This is a genomic window from Gemmatimonadetes bacterium SCN 70-22 (assembly GCA_001724275.1).
In the GTDB taxonomy this organism is placed as follows: Bacteria; Gemmatimonadota; Gemmatimonadetes; order Gemmatimonadales; family Gemmatimonadaceae; genus SCN-70-22.
The window spans coordinates 1-18,276 of the sequence record MEDZ01000054.1 but is presented as its reverse complement, the minus strand read 5'-3'; the positions used below and the strand labels follow the sequence as shown (position 1 = coordinate 18,276).

The 18,276-nt window shown below is 71.9% G+C and carries 15 protein-coding genes and 2 pseudogenes; 5 read left to right on the top strand and 12 right to left on the bottom strand.

Translation table 11 applies throughout. The features are described from left to right. Window positions 1-60 precede the first annotated feature (60 nt). From ABS52_17890 to ABS52_17875, 4 genes are all read right to left on the bottom strand, one after another. The gene (locus ABS52_17890; protein ODT00816.1) at window positions 61-1,008 is read right to left on the bottom strand and encodes a hypothetical protein; all 948 of its coding nucleotides are present in this window, start codon (window positions 1,006-1,008) and stop codon (window positions 61-63) included. Between the two features lie 41 nt (window positions 1,009-1,049). Continuing rightward, window positions 1,050-1,856, bottom strand: coding sequence for a hypothetical protein (locus ABS52_17885; protein ID ODT00815.1), 807 nt, complete (start codon window positions 1,854-1,856; stop codon window positions 1,050-1,052). Beyond that, entirely contained in the window at window positions 1,856-2,614 is a 759-nt protein-coding gene (locus ABS52_17880; GenBank protein ODT00814.1) for a hypothetical protein, read from the bottom strand. The genes ABS52_17885 and ABS52_17880 overlap by 1 nt, the downstream gene beginning before the upstream one ends. 180 nt (window positions 2,615-2,794) lie before the next feature. Then, window positions 2,795-3,850: a hypothetical protein gene (locus ABS52_17875; GenBank protein ID ODT00813.1), complete on the bottom strand. Its 1,056-nt coding sequence runs from the start codon at window positions 3,848-3,850 to the stop codon at window positions 2,795-2,797. Between the two features lie 143 nt (window positions 3,851-3,993). Here ABS52_17875 and ABS52_17870 point away from each other — a divergent pair, with 143 nt between their 5' ends. The 3 genes from ABS52_17870 to ABS52_17860 all read left to right on the top strand — a co-directional run bounded on the left by ABS52_17870 (window position 3,994) and on the right by ABS52_17860 (window position 7,100). Then, on the top strand, window positions 3,994-4,719 hold the full coding sequence (locus ABS52_17870; GenBank protein ID ODT00812.1) for a hypothetical protein: 726 nt from the start codon (window positions 3,994-3,996) through the stop codon (window positions 4,717-4,719). 77 nt (window positions 4,720-4,796) lie between these two features. After that, window positions 4,797-5,369, top strand: coding sequence for a hypothetical protein (locus tag ABS52_17865; GenBank protein ODT00811.1), 573 nt, complete (start codon window positions 4,797-4,799; stop codon window positions 5,367-5,369). Between the two features lie 66 nt (window positions 5,370-5,435). Continuing rightward, a complete protein-coding gene (locus tag ABS52_17860) occupies window positions 5,436-7,100 on the top strand; it encodes a hypothetical protein (GenBank protein ODT00810.1) in 1,665 nt (554 codons plus the stop codon). A 94-nt stretch (window positions 7,101-7,194) separates the two neighbouring features. Here ABS52_17860 and ABS52_17855 read toward each other — a convergent pair whose 3' ends face one another. The 6 genes and pseudogenes from ABS52_17855 to ABS52_17830 form a co-directional block, all read right to left on the bottom strand. Next, complete coding sequence (locus tag ABS52_17855; GenBank protein ODT00818.1) at window positions 7,195-8,697, bottom strand: amino acid transporter; 1,503 nt, start codon at window positions 8,695-8,697, stop codon at window positions 7,195-7,197. Window positions 8,698-8,863: 166 nt separating this feature from the next. Beyond that, window positions 8,864-9,850, bottom strand: a pseudogene (locus ABS52_17850) (peptide ABC transporter substrate-binding protein). Next, window positions 9,847-10,872: a methionine ABC transporter ATP-binding protein gene (locus tag ABS52_17845; GenBank protein ODT00809.1), complete on the bottom strand. Its 1,026-nt coding sequence runs from the start codon at window positions 10,870-10,872 to the stop codon at window positions 9,847-9,849. Before ABS52_17845 ends, ABS52_17850 begins: the two are co-directional and overlap by 4 nt. Beyond that, a complete protein-coding gene (locus ABS52_17840; protein ODT00817.1) occupies window positions 10,869-11,702 on the bottom strand; it encodes a hypothetical protein in 834 nt (277 codons plus the stop codon). Before ABS52_17840 ends, ABS52_17845 begins: the two co-directional genes overlap by 4 nt. Before the next feature lie 82 nt (window positions 11,703-11,784). Next, complete coding sequence (locus tag ABS52_17835) at window positions 11,785-12,756, bottom strand: hypothetical protein (protein ODT00808.1); 972 nt, start codon at window positions 12,754-12,756, stop codon at window positions 11,785-11,787. A gap of 52 nt (window positions 12,757-12,808) precedes the next feature. Then, on the bottom strand, window positions 12,809-13,579 hold the full coding sequence (locus ABS52_17830; GenBank protein ID ODT00807.1) for a hypothetical protein: 771 nt from the start codon (window positions 13,577-13,579) through the stop codon (window positions 12,809-12,811). A gap of 190 nt (window positions 13,580-13,769) precedes the next feature. Here ABS52_17830 and ABS52_17825 point away from each other — a divergent pair, with 190 nt between their 5' ends. Next, on the top strand, window positions 13,770-16,652 hold the full coding sequence (locus ABS52_17825) for a glycine dehydrogenase (aminomethyl-transferring) (protein ODT00806.1): 2,883 nt from the start codon (window positions 13,770-13,772) through the stop codon (window positions 16,650-16,652). A 147-nt stretch (window positions 16,653-16,799) separates the two neighbouring features. Here ABS52_17825 and ABS52_17820 read toward each other — a convergent pair whose 3' ends face one another. Together ABS52_17820 and ABS52_17815 are read right to left on the bottom strand one after the other, a co-directional pair. Further along, window positions 16,800-17,189 (bottom strand): glycine cleavage system protein H, encoded by a 390-nt coding sequence (locus tag ABS52_17820; protein ODT00805.1) that lies wholly within the window; start codon window positions 17,187-17,189, stop codon window positions 16,800-16,802. A gap of 66 nt (window positions 17,190-17,255) precedes the next feature. Next, entirely contained in the window at window positions 17,256-17,867 is a 612-nt protein-coding gene (locus tag ABS52_17815) for a dephospho-CoA kinase (GenBank protein ID ODT00804.1), read from the bottom strand. Between the two features lie 130 nt (window positions 17,868-17,997). Here ABS52_17815 and ABS52_17810 point away from each other — a divergent pair. Further along, window positions 17,998-18,276: pseudogene (locus ABS52_17810) on the top strand (hypothetical protein).

Sequence of the window (18,276 nt, the reverse complement as noted above, 5' to 3'; positions counted from 1 at the left end):
CCCGTCTCCACACTCCCGTCTCCCCACTCCCGTCTCCCCACTCCCGTATCCCGCCTGCCCTCACGGCTCCCCCGCCTCGCGCTCCAGTTCCTCCACGACCGCCCACGCCAGCAAGGGCACCATGACCTCGTGATGCCCGGTGATCTCGAAGCCCTCCCCGCCGGCGAGGACGGGGCGCTGGACGACGTTGACACGCGGGCGGTAGTGCCGGTTCATGTCGAGGTCGCAGGTGGTGAAGTGGGTGGGGCGTCCGTCGTTGAGGTTGCGCGCGATGGTGAGCGCCTTCAGGAAGACCTCGGGCATGATGACCGCGCTCCCGAGGTTGAGGACGACCCCGCCTTCGTGGAGGTGGGGGAGCGCGCCGGCGAGGCGGCGGAAGTCGCGGTGGCTGGTGTCGCCGATCGCGGCGCCGCTGGCCGCCGGGTGCTGGTGGATGATCTCCGCGCCTAACGCGGCGTGCACGGTGGCGGTCACCCCGAGGAGGTGCGCGGCGTGCAGGACCGACAGCTCCGGGTGGGCGAGGCCGGGGGTCGAGGCCAGGAGGCGGCCGACGCTCTCCCCCATCCCCCACCCTTCCTGCTGCCCGAGCACGAAGGCCTCGTTGAGGGCGCGCCCCGTCTCCTCGGCCATGCCGAAGGTCCCGTCGCGCAGGCCGGCGGCGACGTCTTCGGAGGTCGCGCCGAAGCGCGCCATCTCGTAGTCGTGGATGGCGGCCGAGCCGTTCATCCCGAGGTGGGTGATGACGCCGCGGCGCATGAGGTCGATGAGGACCGGGGCGAGCCCGGTCTTCACCACGTGGCCGCCGAGCATGACGACGACCCCCCGCCCCGCACGCGTGGCCGCGGCGATGGCGGCGACGACGCGGCGGAAGTCGCGCGCCACCAGGATGTCGGGGAGCGCGTCGACGAAGGCGCGGAACGAGCGGTCGGCACCAGGCGCGCGCGAGAACTCGCTCGAGCTCACCTTGTTGGGGCGCCGCGCCACGGGGACGGTCCGGACGCGCGTCAGGTCGGCCTCGGGTGCGGCCGATCGCGGCCGGGGGGCGCCGCCTAACGCGTCGGCGTCGCCGGGCTGGTGGGAGGGGCGCGGTGCGATTGGAGGTACAGGTTGAGGGAACCGATCCTGGTGCGGGACTTCATCTGCACCATGATGCGGCTGGTGTCGTCGGAGAGCCAGATGCGCGCCTGCCCGTTCTCGGAGAAGATCCCCTTCGACTTGATGATCGGCTGGATGACGAGGGCGTCGAAGGTCCCCGCGGGGACGGTGACGCGCTCCCGGCCCAGCACCCGCACGATGACCGGGTTGCGATCGGGGCGGAAGTAGCGATGGAACTCGTAGGTCCGGCCGACCTCGAGGGGGATGGTGCGGATGAAGTAGAGGAAGGAGCCGTCGTCGAGCGGATTGCTGACCGAGGCCTCCTCGGGCTTGTCGCCCTCCTGGAAGACCGCGCGCTCGGGGTAGATTTCGTAGCGCCGCTCGCGCGTCCGTCCGCCCTCGTCGAAGTCCTGGACGAAGCGGAGCGAGTTGAAGGCCTCGCGGTCGATCCAGCTCTCGAGGATGTCGTCGACGCGATAGAAGGGAATCCCGCCGCGCACGCGGAACCGCGTGTGCCAGGCCGGCCGCCCGCGCAGCGTCACCGTGTCGAGGACTTCCATGCTCCCTCGCCCCACGCGGAGGGCGCCGAACCGGACTTCGTACGTGAGGCGCTCGCCGACGGCGAACGGCGCAACCGGCGGGGCGGGGGGCGTGTCGCTGGCGATGCGCCCGGTGACGGGCGCCTGCGCCGCACTCCCTCGCGCCAGGGCGGGGATCAGGACGCCCAGCGCGAGGGCGAGCGCGCGGGCGATGCGGCGCATCAGCTTGCGGCTGACGGGACGGGAGGCTGCGGGCGCCGGCGGACGGCGCGGCCGAATCGGTAGAGGTTGAGCACGTCGGCCAACAGCTTGACGCGCGACTCCCGCGGACGCAGGTCGTAGCGCGGCTCCATCGGCACGGTCTCGACGCGGCGGGCGTACGGGTGCGTGGCGAGGAGGAGATCGACGTTGGCGGCCCACCCCTCGCCCGCGATCAGCGGCGTGTCGCCCGCGGCCTTGAGGGCATCGCGCAGCACCGAGACGCGATACAGCCGCAACGACCCGAACGGGTCCTTCACCCCGGGCGTCTGGATGGACCAGCGCAGTGCCCATGGGGCGAGGCGGCGCAGGCGACGCACCGGCGTGGGGCCGGCAAGCGGGGTCGCCGACTCGGCGACGACGACGTCCGCCCCGCCCTCGAAGCGCTTCACCAGCTCGGGGATGTGTTCCGGCTGGTCGGTGAAATCGGCCTGCATGGTGATGACGGCATCGCGCCGCGCGTAGCGCGTGCGTTGCGTGGCAGTGCGGCAGAGCGCGGCCAGCGCCGACGCGTACCCCACGCGCGACTCGCCGCGCAGCACGGTGAGCGGGAGGACCTTGGTGTACGACTCCAGCGTCTCGGCGGTGGCGTCGGTGCTCGCGTCGTCGTAGACGAGGATCTCGTATTCACGGGAGTACTCCTGGAAGACCTTGCGGATCTTCCAGAGGAGGACGCCGATCGTGGGGGCCTCGTCGAACGAGGGGATGCAGATGTAGAGCACGGGCGCGCAGGTGTTGAAAGGTCCACCTAAAGGTAGGCGGTCCGCCGGAGGCGTGGTACACCAGCGGGGGGGCACACCGGGAGGCGGTACACCGGGAGGCGGTACACCAACGGGGGTCGTACACCGGGCGGGGAGCGGCGTTCGCGTCCCGGCGGGACGACAGGACGCCCCCGTCGCGGATCAGCGGGCGAGGACGCGGCGGTACGCCTGCTCCGTCCCGAGGACCATGCGCTGCACGCTGAACTCGGCGGCGCGCGCCTGGCTCGCGTGCCGCATCCGCTCGCGCAGCGACGGGTCGCCGGCGAGTCGCGCAACCGCCGCCGCGAAGCCAGTGATGTCACCCGGGGGGACCAGGAGCCCCGACTCGCCGTCGACGATCAGCTCGGGGAGCCCGCCGACGGCGAAGGCGATGGGCGGGACGCCGAGCGCCATCGAGTCGATGACGGCGGTGCCGAGCCCTTCGGCGCTGGAGGGGTGCCAGAGGAGGTCGAGGCCGGCCATGGCGCGATGCACTTCGTCGACGAATCCCGCGCGGTAGGCCTCCACGCCGCCAAGGGTCACGCTCCCGTTGGCCGGTCCCCCGAGCATCACCAGACGCACGCGCCGGCGGAGCTCGGCCGGGAGACGCTCCCCGATCTCGCCGAGGAGGCGGATGCCCTTCTCCGCCGTCATCGCGCCGACGACGCCGCAGAGGAAGGTGTCGCGGGGCCAACCGCGCTCGGCGCGCCAGTCGCGCGGTGGGGCGACCGGGGGGGCGGGGACGCCGGAATAGACGACGTCGATGCGGCTGGCGGCGACGCCCCCCTGCTCGAGCGCGTCGCGGACGGCGCCGGAGATGGCGATGAAGCGCGCGACGCGCGGGCCGTACTTGAGGCGTCCGCGCGGGACGAAGGGGACGCGCCGGGTGACGACGAGCGGGACGTCGCGGAGGCCGAGGAGCGCCCCCAGGGCGAGCGCGTGCGCCCGTGCATCGTGGGCGTGCACGATGTCGGGGCGCCACGTGTGAAGGAGGGCACGGATGCGCCGCGCGGCGGCGACGTCCCAGTCGGCGCGCATGCGCACCGCGCTGGCGGCGAGGCCGGCCCCGCGGAGGCGATGCAGGAGAGGGGAATCGGGAGCCGCCACGACCAGCGGTTCGTGCCCCTGCTCGCGCTGCCCGCGGGCGAGGAGGAGAACCTGGCGCTGCCCGCCGCGCCAATCGCGGCCGCTGTCGAGGTGGAGGACTCGAAGAAACATGCCCCGGAAAGGTGGCGACGGGTGGGGCGGGAAGGCAACGCGTAGCCGGCGTATCCTCTTGCGGGATCGTGCGTCGATCTCAGGATGGGGGCGCGGGGTAGGACAATCAGGTATCGACCGCACGACGACGGAGGGAATGCCGCATGCTTCTCGCGAATGTCCGCCAGTGCCTGACGAGGGACGATGCACAGTTGGCGATGCGCCTGATGGCGCGCGGGGCCTCGTCCGAACTCGACGCGCTCGAAGCGAAGCTGCGCGACGAGGGGATCGACGCGATCCTCGACGACCCGCGCCTGCGCGACGCGCTGGTGGAGCAGGCGCAGGCCGCGCATGCGACCTTCCCGCTCTTCGCGTACGTGGTGGTGCGCCATGCCCTGCGCGAGGCGGGGGAGCAGGACCGGATGTTGGCGGACTTCGTCACCGCCGTGTTGCTGCACTTCGGGGTGCGCGACCGGGCACGGCGGATTCGCGAGCACGACGACCAGGTGTACGACACGTTGGCCTCGCTCCTCGCAGATGCGGAATGCAGCGACCCGACGCGGGCCTTCCTGGTGCGGGCGCACCTGGGGAACTACGCGCTGTGGCTGGCGGGGCTCTTCCCCGACTACATCGAGGCGCGACACCATCGTCGCGGTGGGCCGGACCTCGACTACTACGACGAGATGGGGCGGCGGGGGTACCAGCTGGCCGCGGCCCATCGCCTGGCGGCGCAGCATGGCGTGCAGCCCCTGTTCGAGAATGCGGCGGAACGCTTCGGGCGGCTGCGCTTCGCCCTCAACCGGGTGAGCGACGGGATCCTGTTCCGCCACCACCACTCGCCGGCGAAGCTCATGCGGCAGGTGCGGGACGAGGCGCGCTGGGTGGCGTAGGGGGCGTGTTGCCGGTGGCCGGGCAAACGGAGTAACGTTCACGCGCAGGCAGCTTCCACTCTCCCGCCGAGGGGCGCGTGTTCGAGGATATTCGCCAGGCATTCCGCGATCTGCTGAGCGGCAACCTCGCGCCGGAGGACCGGCGCGGCGTGCTTGCGGAGATGCGCGATTCGCTGGTGCGGGCCCGCATGGCGGTCGACGACCTGCGCGCAGGGGTGGAGCTCACGCGCAAGCGGCTGGCGGTGGAGCGCGGAGAACTGGAGACCGTCGCGCGGCGCAAGGCGCTGGCCGAGGGGATCGGCGACGCCGAGACGGTGGCGGTGGCGGCGCGATTCGAGGCGCATCACGCCGAGAAGGCGGCGTTGCTCGAGCGCAAGCTCGAGGTGGAGGAGGGCGAGCTGGCGCTGGTCGAGCGCGAGGTCGAGGAGATGAAGGCGCAGTTCAAGGCCGCGAGCGCCGGAGTGGGATCGGGGCTGCGGGCGGGCGGTCCCGGGACGGCCCCGCCGAGCGACCACGAGCTGGGGTTGGACGACCGCGGCGCGGCGCTGTCGGAGGAGCTCGGGGCGATGGATCGCGCGCGCCGGCGGCAGGCGAGCGAAGCCGACGCGGATGCGCGGCTGGCCGAGCTCAAGAAGAAGATGGGGCTCTAGCTGCGGCGGACAAACTGCATATTGCTGGCCGTGGCCGCCGCGGTCCTTGACCCCCGAGCCTCGCTCGTGGCGCAGGGAACGGGGCGCACCCAGGTGCGCTGCGACGGGCAGCTCATCACCGAGGTGGTGATCCGCTCGCAGGCACCGGGGTTCGGCGGGATCTTCGCGCGGTCGCCCCTGTTGGGGCGGATGGTGACGAGCCTCCACGTGACCACGGCGCCCGCGGTGATCCGGAACTTCGTCCTCCTGCACAAGGGGGAGCGTTGCAGCCCGTTGCTGCGCTCGGAGAGCGAGCGCATCCTGCGCGCGATGCCGTTCATCGCCGATGCGAGCGTCACCGCCTACCAGGATGGGATGGACGGCGTGCGGCTCGAGGTGGCGACGGTCGACGAGCCCTCGCTGATCGGGTCGGTGGGGGTGGAGAAGGATGCGCCGTTCCTCACCGGGCTCACCGTCGGGAACCAGAACCTGCTGGGGAATGCGGTGTACGCCTCGGCCAGCTGGCGCGATGGGTTCTACTATCGCGACCGCTTTGCCGGGCGCTACACCAACTACCAGCTCTGGGGACGGCCCTACCAGCTGCAACTCGCGGCTGCGCGGCGGGAGCTGGGGGGCGACTGGGAGGCGGAGGTGAGCTACCCGTTCCTGACCGACGTGCAGCAGTCGGCGTGGCGCGTGAGCGGGGGGGAGATCGACGAGTACGCGCGCTTCCTGCGCCCGGGCGGGATTCCGTCGTCGTTGCAGCTGAAGCGGCGCTTCGCCGACGCCGGGGCCATGTGGCGCGTGGGGCGCGCCGGGCTGCTGGGGCTCGTGGGGGCGCAACTCTCGTATGCGGCCGACAGCCCCGCGCGGGCGCCGGTCCTCGTGACCGATTCCGGCCTGGCGCCGGACACGACGTCCGCGCTGTACGGGCGCTTCCGCACCACGCGCAGCGCCCGCTTCAACACGCTGCTCGGCCTTCGGAGCGTGCGATTCGTGCAGGTCGACGGCTTCGACGCCCTCAGCGGCCCGCAGGACCTTCGCGTCGGTACCCAGCTGGGACTGACCGTGGGGCACTCGCTCCCCGCGTCACGCGGCGTGGCGCGCAGCGAGAAGTACATCGGCGGCCACCTCTTCTTCGCCGTGGGGGGGCGCCGCTCGTACGCGGCCATCCAGGGCGATGTCGAGGGGCGCCGCTCGCGCGAGACGAAGGGGTGGGACGACGTCCTGACCAACGGGCGCGTGGCGTGGTACCTCAAGCCGCATCCCCGTCACCTGCTGTCGGCCGACGTCTCGTGGGGGGGCGGCTGGAGCGCGCGCATCCCCTACCAGCTCGACCTGGGGGCGCGGCGCGGCGGGCTCCGCGGCTACGACGACGTGGAGCTGGGCGGCGCGCGCCGTGTGATCGGGCGCCTCGAGGAACGCTGGCGCGTGGGGAGCTTCCGTGGCTCGGCCGACGCGGGGGTCGGGATCTTCACCGACGTGGGGCAGGTGTGGGCTGGCGACGTGCCGCTCGGCCTGGACAGCGGGCTGCGCCAGTCGGTGGGCGTCTCGCTCATGGCGGCCGTGCCGCCCAAGTCGCAGCGCATGTGGCGCCTGGACCTCGCCTTCCCCCTCGACCGCCGCGACGGGTCGCGCTGGGGATTGCGGCTGACGAACGAGGACCGCACGCGCACGTTCCACAACATCCCCGGCGACGTGCGACGGGTCCGCGAACGGATCGTGCCGCAGAGCACCTTCAGCTGGCCGTAGGACCAGAGGACGAGAAGACGAGAAGACGAGAAGACGAGAGGACGAGAGCGGGCTCGCGCACGCCAGCGCATCCCACCCCTCGTCTTCTCGTCTTCTACTTCTTCGTCGTGTCCATCATCCGGCGGATGGGGATCACGAGGGCGGCGAGGATGGCGGCGGCGGCGAAGAGGGAGATGGCGGTGCGCTGGAAGAGCTGGGGCATCTGCTGGAGGTTCTCCGGGTCGACGTGCCCGCCGACGAGCCCGGCGATCAGGTTCCCCATGGCCGTGGCGAGGAACCAGAGCCCCATCATCTGCCCCACGAACTTGCGGGGGGCGAGCTTGGTCATGGAGCTGAGCCCCACGGGGCTCAGGGCCAGCTCACCGAAGGTCTGGAACAGGTAGCTCACCGTCAGCCACAACATCGAGACCTTCACCACCCCCGCGCCGTCGATGACGATGTTCGACGCCCAGACCATCACCACGAAGCCGAGCCCCGCCATGGCGAGGGCGAAGGCGAACTTGGCCGGGCTGGAGATGTCGAGCCGTCGCTTCTCGAGCACCAGCCAGAGCGCGCCGAAGACGGGGGCCAGGGTGATGACGAAGAGCGAATTGGCCGACTGCAGCCAGAGCGTCGGGACTTCCCAGCCGAAGAGGGTGCGGTCGGTGAAGTCGCGCGCAAAGAGGTTGAGCGACGTCGGCGCCTGCTCGAACGCGGCCCAGAAGACGACCGAGAAGAGGCAGAGCACCAGGATCACGGCCATCCGCTTCTTCTCGTCGCTGGTGAGCCCGGCGAGGAGGAAGATGTACCCGAAGTACAGCGCCGCCATGATCGCCATGATCAGGCTCATGCGCTCGGCCACGGCGACGGGATCGACGGTGATGATGCCGAACATCGCCAGCAGGACGATGGCGAAGACGGCGGCGATCCCGCCCAGCGCCCAGCGCTTGACGCGCTGCTGCTCGTCGAGCGAGGCCGTGGGGGTGGCGCCGAGGGGGCCGAGGGTGCGCGCGGCCCGGGAGCGGAAGGTGATGACCCCGAGGAGCATGCCCACGCCGGCGGCGCCGAAGCCCCAGTGCCATCCGACGCGCTCGCCCAGGAGGCCGGTGATGAGTGGGGCGATGAAGGCGCCGCTGTTGATCCCCGTGTAGAAGATCGAGAAGCCGGCGTCGCGGCGCGCTCCACCCTCGGGGTACAGGTCGCCGACGATGGCCGAGATGTTGGGCTTGAGGAGTCCGGTTCCGATGACGATGAAGACGAGCCCCAGGAAGAACGCCTGGTGCGCGAGGAGCGCCGAGAGGCCGATGGACAGGTGCCCGAGTGCGATGAAGATGCCACCGTACCACACCGAGCGTTGCAGCCCGAGCCAACGGTCGGCGACCCATCCGCCGGGGAGCGACGCGAGGTAGACGCTGGCGGCGTAGATCCCGACGATGGCCGATGCCTGCGAGCGGGCGAAGCCGAAACCGCCGTCGGCGAGGGCGGCGGTCATGTAGAGGACGAGGAGCGGGCGAATCCCGTAGTACGAGAAGCGCTCCCACATCTCCGTGAAGAAGAGGGTCGAGAGTCCGCCGGGTTGGCCGAAGAACGAGCGGTCGTCCGTGTACCTGCGACGCACGGCGTCGTCGGCACCCGCCGAGGCGGAGGGGGCGGTCGTGGTCGGGGGAGCCATGAAGTCGAGGGGTGAGAGGTCAGTCGTCCGCGCGCGCCGCGAGGGCGGCGATCGGGAGGTAGCGCCCGGGGAGGTGCGTTGCGCCTGCGCCCTGCTGCGTGTGCCAGTCGACGGTGGTGGGGGACTGCTTGAAGCATGCCGCCACGTGCCGCTCGCCCTTCGGCTCGAGCGGCGGCACGAGGCGCTCGCAGGCGGCGTCGCGCGCCGGGTGGTGGCAGCGGGGATGGAAGACGCAGCCGCCGGGCGGCGCCAATGGCGATGGCACGTCGCCCGTGAGGACGATGCGCGCGCGCGCGCGCGTGGGGTCGGGGACGGGGACCGCGGAGAGGAGGGCCTGCGTGTACGGATGGACGGGCTCGCGATACAGCGCGCGCGCCGGCGCCAGCTCCACGAAGCGGCCGAGGTACATCACCGCGACGCGCGTGGCCATGTGCTCCACGACCGAGAGGTCGTGGGCGATGAAGATGTAGGTGAGGCCGCGATCGCGCTGCAGGTCCTGCAGCAGGTTGATCACCTGCGCCTGGACCGAGACGTCGAGGGCGGAGACGGGTTCGTCGCAGACGATGAGCCTGGGCTCGACGGCGAGCGCGCGCGCGATCCCGACGCGCTGGCGCTGCCCTCCCGAGAACTCGTGCGGGTAGCGCGAGGCGTACTCGGGGCGGAGCCCCACCTCCTCGAGGAGCCGTCGCACGCGTGCGTCGGCCTCGGCGCCCTCGGCCAGGCGATGCACGGTGATCCCCTCCCTGATCGTCGCCCCGATCGTGAGGCGCGGATTGAGGGAGGAGAACGGGTCCTGGAAGATGATCTGGATGTGGCGCCGCATGGCGCGCAGCGCCGCCCCCCGCAGGGCCAGGAGGTCGGTGCCGTCGAAGCGGATGCTGCCGCCGGTCGGCTCGACGAGGCGGAGAATGGTCCGCCCCAGCGTGGTCTTGCCGCACCCCGACTCGCCGACGATGCCTAACGTCTCGCCGGGGAACACGTCGAAGGAGACGCCGTCGACCGCCCGCGCGACCCCGCGCGCGGTGCCGAGCAGGCCGTGACGCTGCGTGAAGTGCGTGCGCAGGTCGCGCACCTCGAGGAGCGGCTGCGATGCGCTCATCCGGCCCCTGCAATCGAGGCGGGCGTCGCCGACGGGGGGCGATCGCCCGCCGCGAGGTGGCAGCGGGCCGCGTGGCCCTCGCCGATCGCCACGAGCGCCGGTGCCTCGTTGGCGCACCGCGCCCACGCATGCGGGCAGCGGTCACGGAAGCGACACCCGGTGGGCCATGCGGTCGGCGGCGGGACGCTCCCGGGAATGGTCGAGAGGCGTTCACGCGTCATGCCGACGCGCGGCATGGCCTGCATCAGCCCCTGGGTGTAGGGGTGCGCCGCCCCGGCGAAGAGCGTGCGCACCGGTGCCTCCTCCACCACCTGGCCGCCGTACATCACGATCACGCGCGAGGCCGACTCGGCCACCACCCCGAGATCGTGCGTGATGAGGAGGATCGCGGTGCCGAACTCCTGCTGGACGCGCGCCAGGAGCTCGAGGATCTGGGCCTGGATGGTGACGTCGAGCGCGGTGGTCGGCTCGTCGGCAATCAGGAGCGCCGGATTCATCACGAGGGCCATGGCGATGAGGATGCGCTGGCGCATCCCGCCGGAGAGCTGGTGCGGGTAGCTGGAGGCCCGCTCGCGCGGCGAGGGGATGCCAACGATCGACAGCATCTCCACGGCCCGTTCCCACGCGACCTTGCGCGACGCCCCGGCATGCACGCGGGCCACCTCGGCCACCTGGTCGCCCACCGTGAACACGGGGTTGAGCGCCGTCATCGGCTCCTGGAAGACCATCGCGATGCGGTTCCCGCGGACCCGGCGGATCTCCTCGGCGCCCAGCGCCATGAGGTCGCGCCCCTCGAACCAGATGTGGCTCCCGTCCTCGATGCGTCCGGGAGGCTGGATGAGGCGCAGCAGCGAGAGGGCGGTGACCGACTTCCCGCATCCCGACTCGCCGACGACGCCGACGGTCTCGCCGCGCGCGATCGTGAACGACACGCCGTCCACCGCGCGGGCGATGCCAGCGGGCGTGTGGAACCAGGTGCGCAGGTTCTCGACGCGGAGGAGCGGGGAGGGGGCTTCGGTCATGGCGCGTGAAGCTGGCGCGGGTTCAATACCGCGCGCAAGCGGTCGGCGATGGTATTCGCGGCGAGTGCGGTCAGGACGAGGGCGAGGCCGGGGAAGGCGGTGAGCCACCAGGTGGTGGCCAGCGATTCGCGCCCGTCGCGGATGATGTTCCCCCAGGTAGGGGTCGGCTGGGGGACGCCGTAGCCGAGGAAGGAGAGCCCGGCCTCGAGGACGATGACCTGCCCGATGGCGATGGTGGCCGCGACCAGGACCGGGCCCGCCGCATGCGGGAGGACGTGCCTAACGAAGACCCGGGCCGGGCCGGCGCCCAGCGCCCGCGCGGCGACGATGAAGTCGCGCTGGCGCAGGGCGGCCGCCTCGGCGCGCGCCAGGCGGGCGATGGCGAACCACCCGGTGAGGCCGAGGAGGAGGACGAGGGCGCTGGTGTCGACCGTTCCCCAGAGGGCGAGGACGGTGATGAGGAGGAGGATGCGAGGGACGGCGAGGCAGGCGTCGACCAGGCGCATCATCACGCCGTCCACGCGCCCCCCGGCGTAGCCGGCGATCCCGCCGTAGGCGAGGCCCAGTGCCGAGGCGAGGGTGGTTGCGAGCGCGGCGACGGCGAGCGAGATGCGAGCGCCGAACAGCATGCGGCTCAGGACGTCGCGGCTGGTGAGGTCGGTGCCGAACCAGTGCGCCCCGGACGGCGGCGCGGCCCGGAAGGCCAGGGGGTCGATCGGACGCGCCGGGTCGTAGGGGGCCAGCCATGGGGCCGCGAGCGCGGCCAGGAGCACGAGGGCGAGGAAGGCGATGGCGATGCGCGCCCCCCGGTCGTGCCACAGCAGCTGCAACGCCCGCGCGACCGGGGTGGGAGAGAGTGTCGCGCCATCCTCCGGCGCGGCGGGGATGGCCAGCGAGGCGACGGCGGGGGTGTCAGCCATCGCGCAGGCGCGGATCGACGATCGCCGCGAGGAGGTCCGCGAGGAGGCTTCCCGCGACGACGAGGGCGCTCCCCACCAGGGTCGTGGCGAGGACGACGGGGTAGTCGCGGGCGGCCAGCGCCTCGACGGCGACGCGCCCCATGCCCGGCCAGGCGAAGATGAACTCCACGAAGATCGCCCCGCCGAGCAGGGCGGGGAGGGCGAGCCCCAGCAGCGTGATGGTGGGGCGCAGCGCGTTCCTCAGCGCGTGCCGCAGGACGACGGTTCGCTCGCCGACCCCCTTGGCGCGGGCGGAGCGCACGAAGTCGTCGGGGAGGACGTCGAGCAGGGCCTGGCGCTGGTGCCTGGCGACGACGGCCGCGAAGATCAGGGCCATGGTCGTCGCGGGGAGGACGAGGTGCCAGGCGACGTCGCGCAGGCGGCCGCCCCGAGCCAGGTACGCGTGCGTCGTCTCGTCCACCATCCCGCCCACCGGGAACCAGCGTAGCCGGACGGCGAAGACGAACAGGAGGGCGAGGGCGAGCCAGAAGTCGGGGAGCGCGGCGACCGCGACGGTCAGGCGCGAGCACACGCGGTCGAGGCGCGAACCGGGGCGCGCCGCCTGGAGCGCCCCGAGGGCGATGCCTAACGTGAATCCCGCCGCCAGCGCCGTTCCCATGAGGAGGAGCGTGCGCGGCAACGCCTCGGCGAGGATGGCGCGCACCGGACGGCGTTGCGCGAGCGACGTGTCGAGGTCGCCGCGCACGAGGCGCCCGAGGTAGCGCCCGTACTGCGTGCCGAGCGGCTGGTCGAGCCCGTACCGGCGGCGCAGCGCCTCGCGCGTCGCCGCAGGGGTGCGCGGATCGTCCAGCTGGCCGGCGAAGGGCTCCCCCGGGGCGGCGTGGACGAGCGCGAAGGTGATGGTCGCGACGATGAAGAGGATCGCGACCCCTTGCAGCAGGCGGCGGACGAGGAAGGAGATCATGCGCGCCTAAGTGTACGACGCGCGTGCCTGACGAGCGAGCGGTGCGTCCGCGCTACCGGCGCCACGTCCAGGCGTCGTCGGTGTAGCGCGCCCGCGCGCGGGCCATGGCGTCGCGCAACCCCTGGTCCATCGGCAGCTCGCGGGCGCCGGCGTCCCACTCGCGGCGCACGATGTCGAACAGGAGCGCCGCGAACTCGCCGGGGGTCGGGGCGCGCCCGAGGGCGTGCGCCAGCGTCGCCGCCGGGGCCACGGCGCCCGGGGAGAGGGTGGCGAGGCGCGCGACCAGTGGCTGGTCGTCGTGGATGAGGATCGAGCCGTGCTGGAGGAGGGCGCCCTGTTCGCGATACTGGGCGCTTCCCACGAGCTTGCGCCCCTCGACCATCAGCTCGCCGTCGGCGGGGAGCTCGAAGCAGGGAGCGCTGCCGGGAGGTGGGAGGCGCTCCCTCCGGACGGCGACCTCGGCCTGCACGCCCAGCCCCCGGAGCGCGGCAAGGAGCGCCTGGTTGATGTCGCGGTACGACCGGGCCAGCGACTCGTGCTCGGGAGCGGGTGCCGTGACCGAGTACGTGATCTCGCGATGGTGCAGCAGGGCGCGCCCACCCGTCGGGCGACGGACCATGGCGACGCCGAGCTCCCGGGCCCGGTCGGCGGGATAGACGCCGATGGCGCGCTGGTTGCGCCCGAGTGACAGCGTGGCGTGCGCCCAGGAGTACACGCGCACCACGCCCTCGCCCGTGACGCGGGCGCGCTGCTGGAGCGCCTCGTCGAGCGCCATGTTGTCGGCGCCGTCGAAGGGGGGGGTCAGGAGGAGGTGCCACCGCATGGCGACGAATCTAGGGGCGGTCCCGCAATTAGTCGCCGGCGCGCCGCCGCCATTCGCGGCGCTGCCGGGCAGCGACTAGGTTTCCGCGGGACACGCGCCTCGCCCGCCAGTCCGCGGCGCGTGGCCCGCCTCGTTCCAGCGCGCGGCGCCACACCGCGCGTGGACTTCCGATCACGCCCTTGGTGTGTCCATGACCACGACCAGCAAGCCGACCTTCACCTTCGACGCCGACTCCTTCATCCGCCGGCACATCGGCCCATCGGCGCGCGACATCGACGCGATGCTCGACGCGCTGGGCTACGAGTCGCTCGATGCGTTCATCGATGCCACCGTACCGGACAACATCCGCCTCCGTCGTCCCCTGGCCATCGGCCCCGCGCGGAGCGAGCACGACGTCCTGACGGAGCTGCGCGGCATGGCCGAGCGCAACCGGGTCTATCGCTCGTACCTGGGGCTCGGCTACCACGACACCCTCGTTCCGCCCGTCATCCAGCGGAATATCCTCGAGAACCCGGGGTGGTACACGGCGTACACGCCGTACCAGGCGGAGATTGCCCAGGGGCGGCTGGAGGCGCTGCTGAACTACCAGACCATCGTCATCGACCTCACCGGGCTCCCGATCGCCAACGCGTCGCTGCTGGACGAGGGGACGGCGGCGGCGGAAGCGATGGCGATGGCCCACGGCGCGGCGCAGGGACCGGACAAGGGGGCGATGTTCGTCGATGCCGCCTGTCACCCGCAGACGATCGACATCGTGAAGACCCGCGCCAAGGCGCGCGGGTGGACGGTGGTGGTGGGCGACGCGCGCACGGCATCGTTTGGGAGCGAGCTGTTCGCGGTGCTGCTGCAGTACCCGACCACCGACGGGGCGGTGTACGACTATCGGGACGTCGCCGAGCGGGCGCACGCGGCGGGGGCGCTGGTGATCGCGGCCGCCGACCTCCTGTCGCTCGCCGTCCTGGTTCCGCCCGGCGAATGGGGGGCGGACGTCTGCGTCGGCAACTCGCAGCGCTTCGGCGTGCCGCTCGGGTTCGGCGGGCCGCACGCCGCCTTCTTCACGGCGCGCGAGGAGTTCAAGCGCCTGATGCCGGGGCGCATCATCGGCGTGTCGCGCGACGCGCAGGGGAAGCCGGCGCTCCGCATGGCCCTGGGGACGCGCGAGCAGCACATCCGGCGCGAGAAGGCGACGAGCAACATCTGCACTGCGCAGGTGCTGCTGGCGGTGATCGCCGGGATGTACGGCGTCTGGCACGGCCCCGACGGGATTGCCCGCATCGCCCATCGCGTGCACCACCACGCGTCGCTCCTGGCCCTCGGGGCCGAGCGGCTGGGGCACACGGTGCCGCACGACGTGTACTTCGACACGGTAGCCGTGCAGCTGGCGGGGACGACCGCCGACGCGGTGGTGGCCGCGGCCCGGGAGCGGGGGATCAACCTCCGGAAGGCGGGCGACGCCACCGTGGTGATCGCGCTCGACGAGACGGTCGGCGCCGCGGACGTGCAGGAACTGCTGGCCGTGCTGGCGGGGGACGCGACACCGCCAGCGGTCGAGGCGCTCGACGAGGTGGTCGATGCGCGCTACGACGAGCGCTTCAAGCGCACCTCGCCGTTCATGACGCACCCGGTCTTCTCGCGCTACCACGCCGAGCACGAGATGCTGCGCTACCTCCGGAAGCTCGAGGGGCGCGACCTGTCGCTCTGCCACTCGATGATCCCGCTGGGCTCGTGCACCATGAAGTTGAACGCCACCGCCGAGATGCTCCCCATCACGTGGAGTGAGTTCGGGCGGCTCCATCCGTTCGCCCCCGCCGACCAGCGCCGGGGGTACGACGCGCTCTTCAGCACGCTCGAGGCCGACCTGGCCGAGGTGACCGGCTTCCACGCCGTCTCGCTGCAGCCCAATGCGGGATCGCAGGGCGAGTATGCGGGGCTCCTCACCATCCGCGACTACCACGCGTCGCGCGGCGAGGGACACCGCGACGTCTGCCTGATCCCGCAGTCGGCGCACGGAACCAACCCGGCGAGCGCGGCCATGGCGGGGATGCGCGTGGTGGTGGTGAAGAGCACGGCCAACGGTGACATCGACCTCGACGACCTGCGGGCCAAGGCGCAGGAGCACGCGGCGCGGCTGGCGGCCTTGATGGTCACCTATCCGTCGACGCACGGCGTGTTCGAGGCCGGCATCCGCACGGTGTGCGAGATCGTCCACGAGCACGGCGGGCAGGTGTACATGGACGGCGCCAACATGAACGCGATGGTGGGCGTGGCGCGTCCCGGCGACATCGGGGCCGACGTGTGCCACCTGAACCTGCATAAGACCTTCTGCATCCCGCATGGCGGAGGCGGCCCGGGGATGGGGCCCATCGGCGTCGCGAAGCACCTGGCGCCGCACCTCCCGGGGCACCCGGTGATTCCGCAGGAGGGGCGTTCCTCGTTAGGCGCGGTGGCGGCGGCGCCCTGGGGGTCGGCGTCGATCCTGCCGATCTCGTGGGTCTACATCAAGATGATGGGGAGCGAGGGACTGGCCCTGGCCACCAAGATCGCGATCCTGAGCGCCAACTACGTCGCCCACCGTCTCGAGCCGCACTATCCCGTGCTCTACAAGGGCCAGAACGGCCGCGTGGCGCACGAATGCATCATCGACACCCGCGTCGTGAAGGCGGGGAGCGGCGTCGAGGTCGAGGACATCGCCAAGCGCCTGATGGACTACGGCTACCACGCCCCGACCATGTCGTTCCCCGTGGCGGGGACGATGATGATCGAGCCCACGGAGTCGGAATCGAAGGCGGAGCTCGACCGCTTCGTCGACGCGATGATCGCCATCCGTGGCGAGATCGCCGAGATCGAGGCGGGGGTGATGGATCGCCAGGACAACCCGCTCAAGCACGCGCCGCATACCATGGACGTGGTGGTGAGCGACGCGTGGAATCATGGCTACTCGCGCGAGAAGGCGGCCTTCCCGGCACCGTGGACCCGCGAGCGCAAGTTCTGGCCCGCCGTCAGCCGCGTCGACAATGCGTACGGCGACCGCAACATCATCTGCGCGTGTCCGCCGATCGAGGAGTACATGTAGGGGGAGAAGACGGGAAGACGGGAGGGCGAGAAGACGAGATCATGCGCCCCGGTGCCATTGCTGGCGCGCGAGGCGGGTGAGGACGAACGAGGGCGGCGTGCCGATCTGGCATCGCCGCCCTTTCTCGTCTTCTCGTCTTCTCGTCTTCTACTCCCCAATGTGCTTCGCGTAATCCGCGGGGCTCAGGAGCGATCCCTTGTGGGCGGCGTCGGCCATGCGGAGCTTGAGCATCCAGCCGTCGCCGTAGGGATCGCGGTTGATCGCCCCTGGGTCGCCGTCCAGGGCGCCATTGACTTCGACGACGGTGCCGGCGACCGGGAGGAAGAGCTCCGAGACCGCCTTGACGGCCTCGATGGTACCGAAGGTGTCGTGCGCCCCGAAGGTGGCACCGACCTTCGGGAGCTCCACGAAGACGATGTCGCCCAACTGGTCCTGCGCGTAGTGGGTGATGCCGATGGCGACGACGTCGGCGTCGGCGGTCGCCTTCACGTACTCGTGATCGGCGGTGTACAGGAGGTCGTCGGGAATATTCGACACGATCGCGACTCGAGGGTGGAAAGGACGCGCGAAGTTTACCGGCGCGTGAAAGTCGTTGTCAAGAAATCAGCGGGGCTGACGTGCCCGGGCGTGGAGGGTGTCCCAGAGGCGATCGACCGCGGCATGGAGGTCATCGATCGACCCATCGTTCTCGATCACGTAGTGCGCACGAGTGCGCTTGGCCTTGGCGGGGAGCTGCGCTGCGATCATCCGGCGCGCCTCCTCGACCGACAGGGCTCGGCTCGCGACGATGCGCTGCAGGCGGATATCCTCCGGGGCGTCGACGAAGACGATGCAGGCGAAGTCGCGGTCGAGCCCCGTCTCGAAGAGGAGGGGGATGTCGCACACGACCACCTCGGCGCCGGCGGCGCGGGCCGCCTCGACGCGTTCGCGGCGCAGGGCCTCGACGCGGGGGTGCACGATGGCGTTGAGCGCGCGCCGCTCTCCCTCGTCGGCGAAGACGATGCGGCGCAGCGCGGCACGATCGAGCGCGCCGTCGTCGGCGCGCACGGCGCTCCCCCAGCGCCGCACGATCTCCTCGAGGGCCGGCGAGCCGGGGGCGACGACCTCGCGGGCCAGTACGTCGGCGTCGACCACCACCGCCCCCCGTTCCCTGAGCCGGGCGGCGACGGTCGACTTTCCGCTGGCGATGTTGCCGGTGAGCGCGACGAGGAGCAAGGTCGTGGGACGGGAGGGGGGAGACGGGGGTGGGGAGGGGGGATGCGCGCTTGTCAGCGCACGGCGCGCGCGGGCATGTTCACTCATCTCCCGGCCACTCGCAAGCGGCCCCTCGCAAGCGCTGATCGCCATGACTGAACCGCCCCCCGCGTCCGTGTCGCCTCACTCGCCCGCTCAGGCGCCCGCTCAGGCGCCCGCTCAGGCGCCCGCTCAGGCGCCCGCTCAGGCGTCCCCCTTTCCCGGCGACGACCTGTCGCCCGCCCCGAATCCGGCCTATGCCGACCTGGTGCGGCAACAGCTCGCCTTGTTAGGCGAGGACCCGGGGCGGGAGGGGTTGGCGCGGACGCCGGTGCGGGTGGCGAAGGCGATGGCGTTCCTGACGCGGGGGTACACGCAGCGGGTGGCGGAC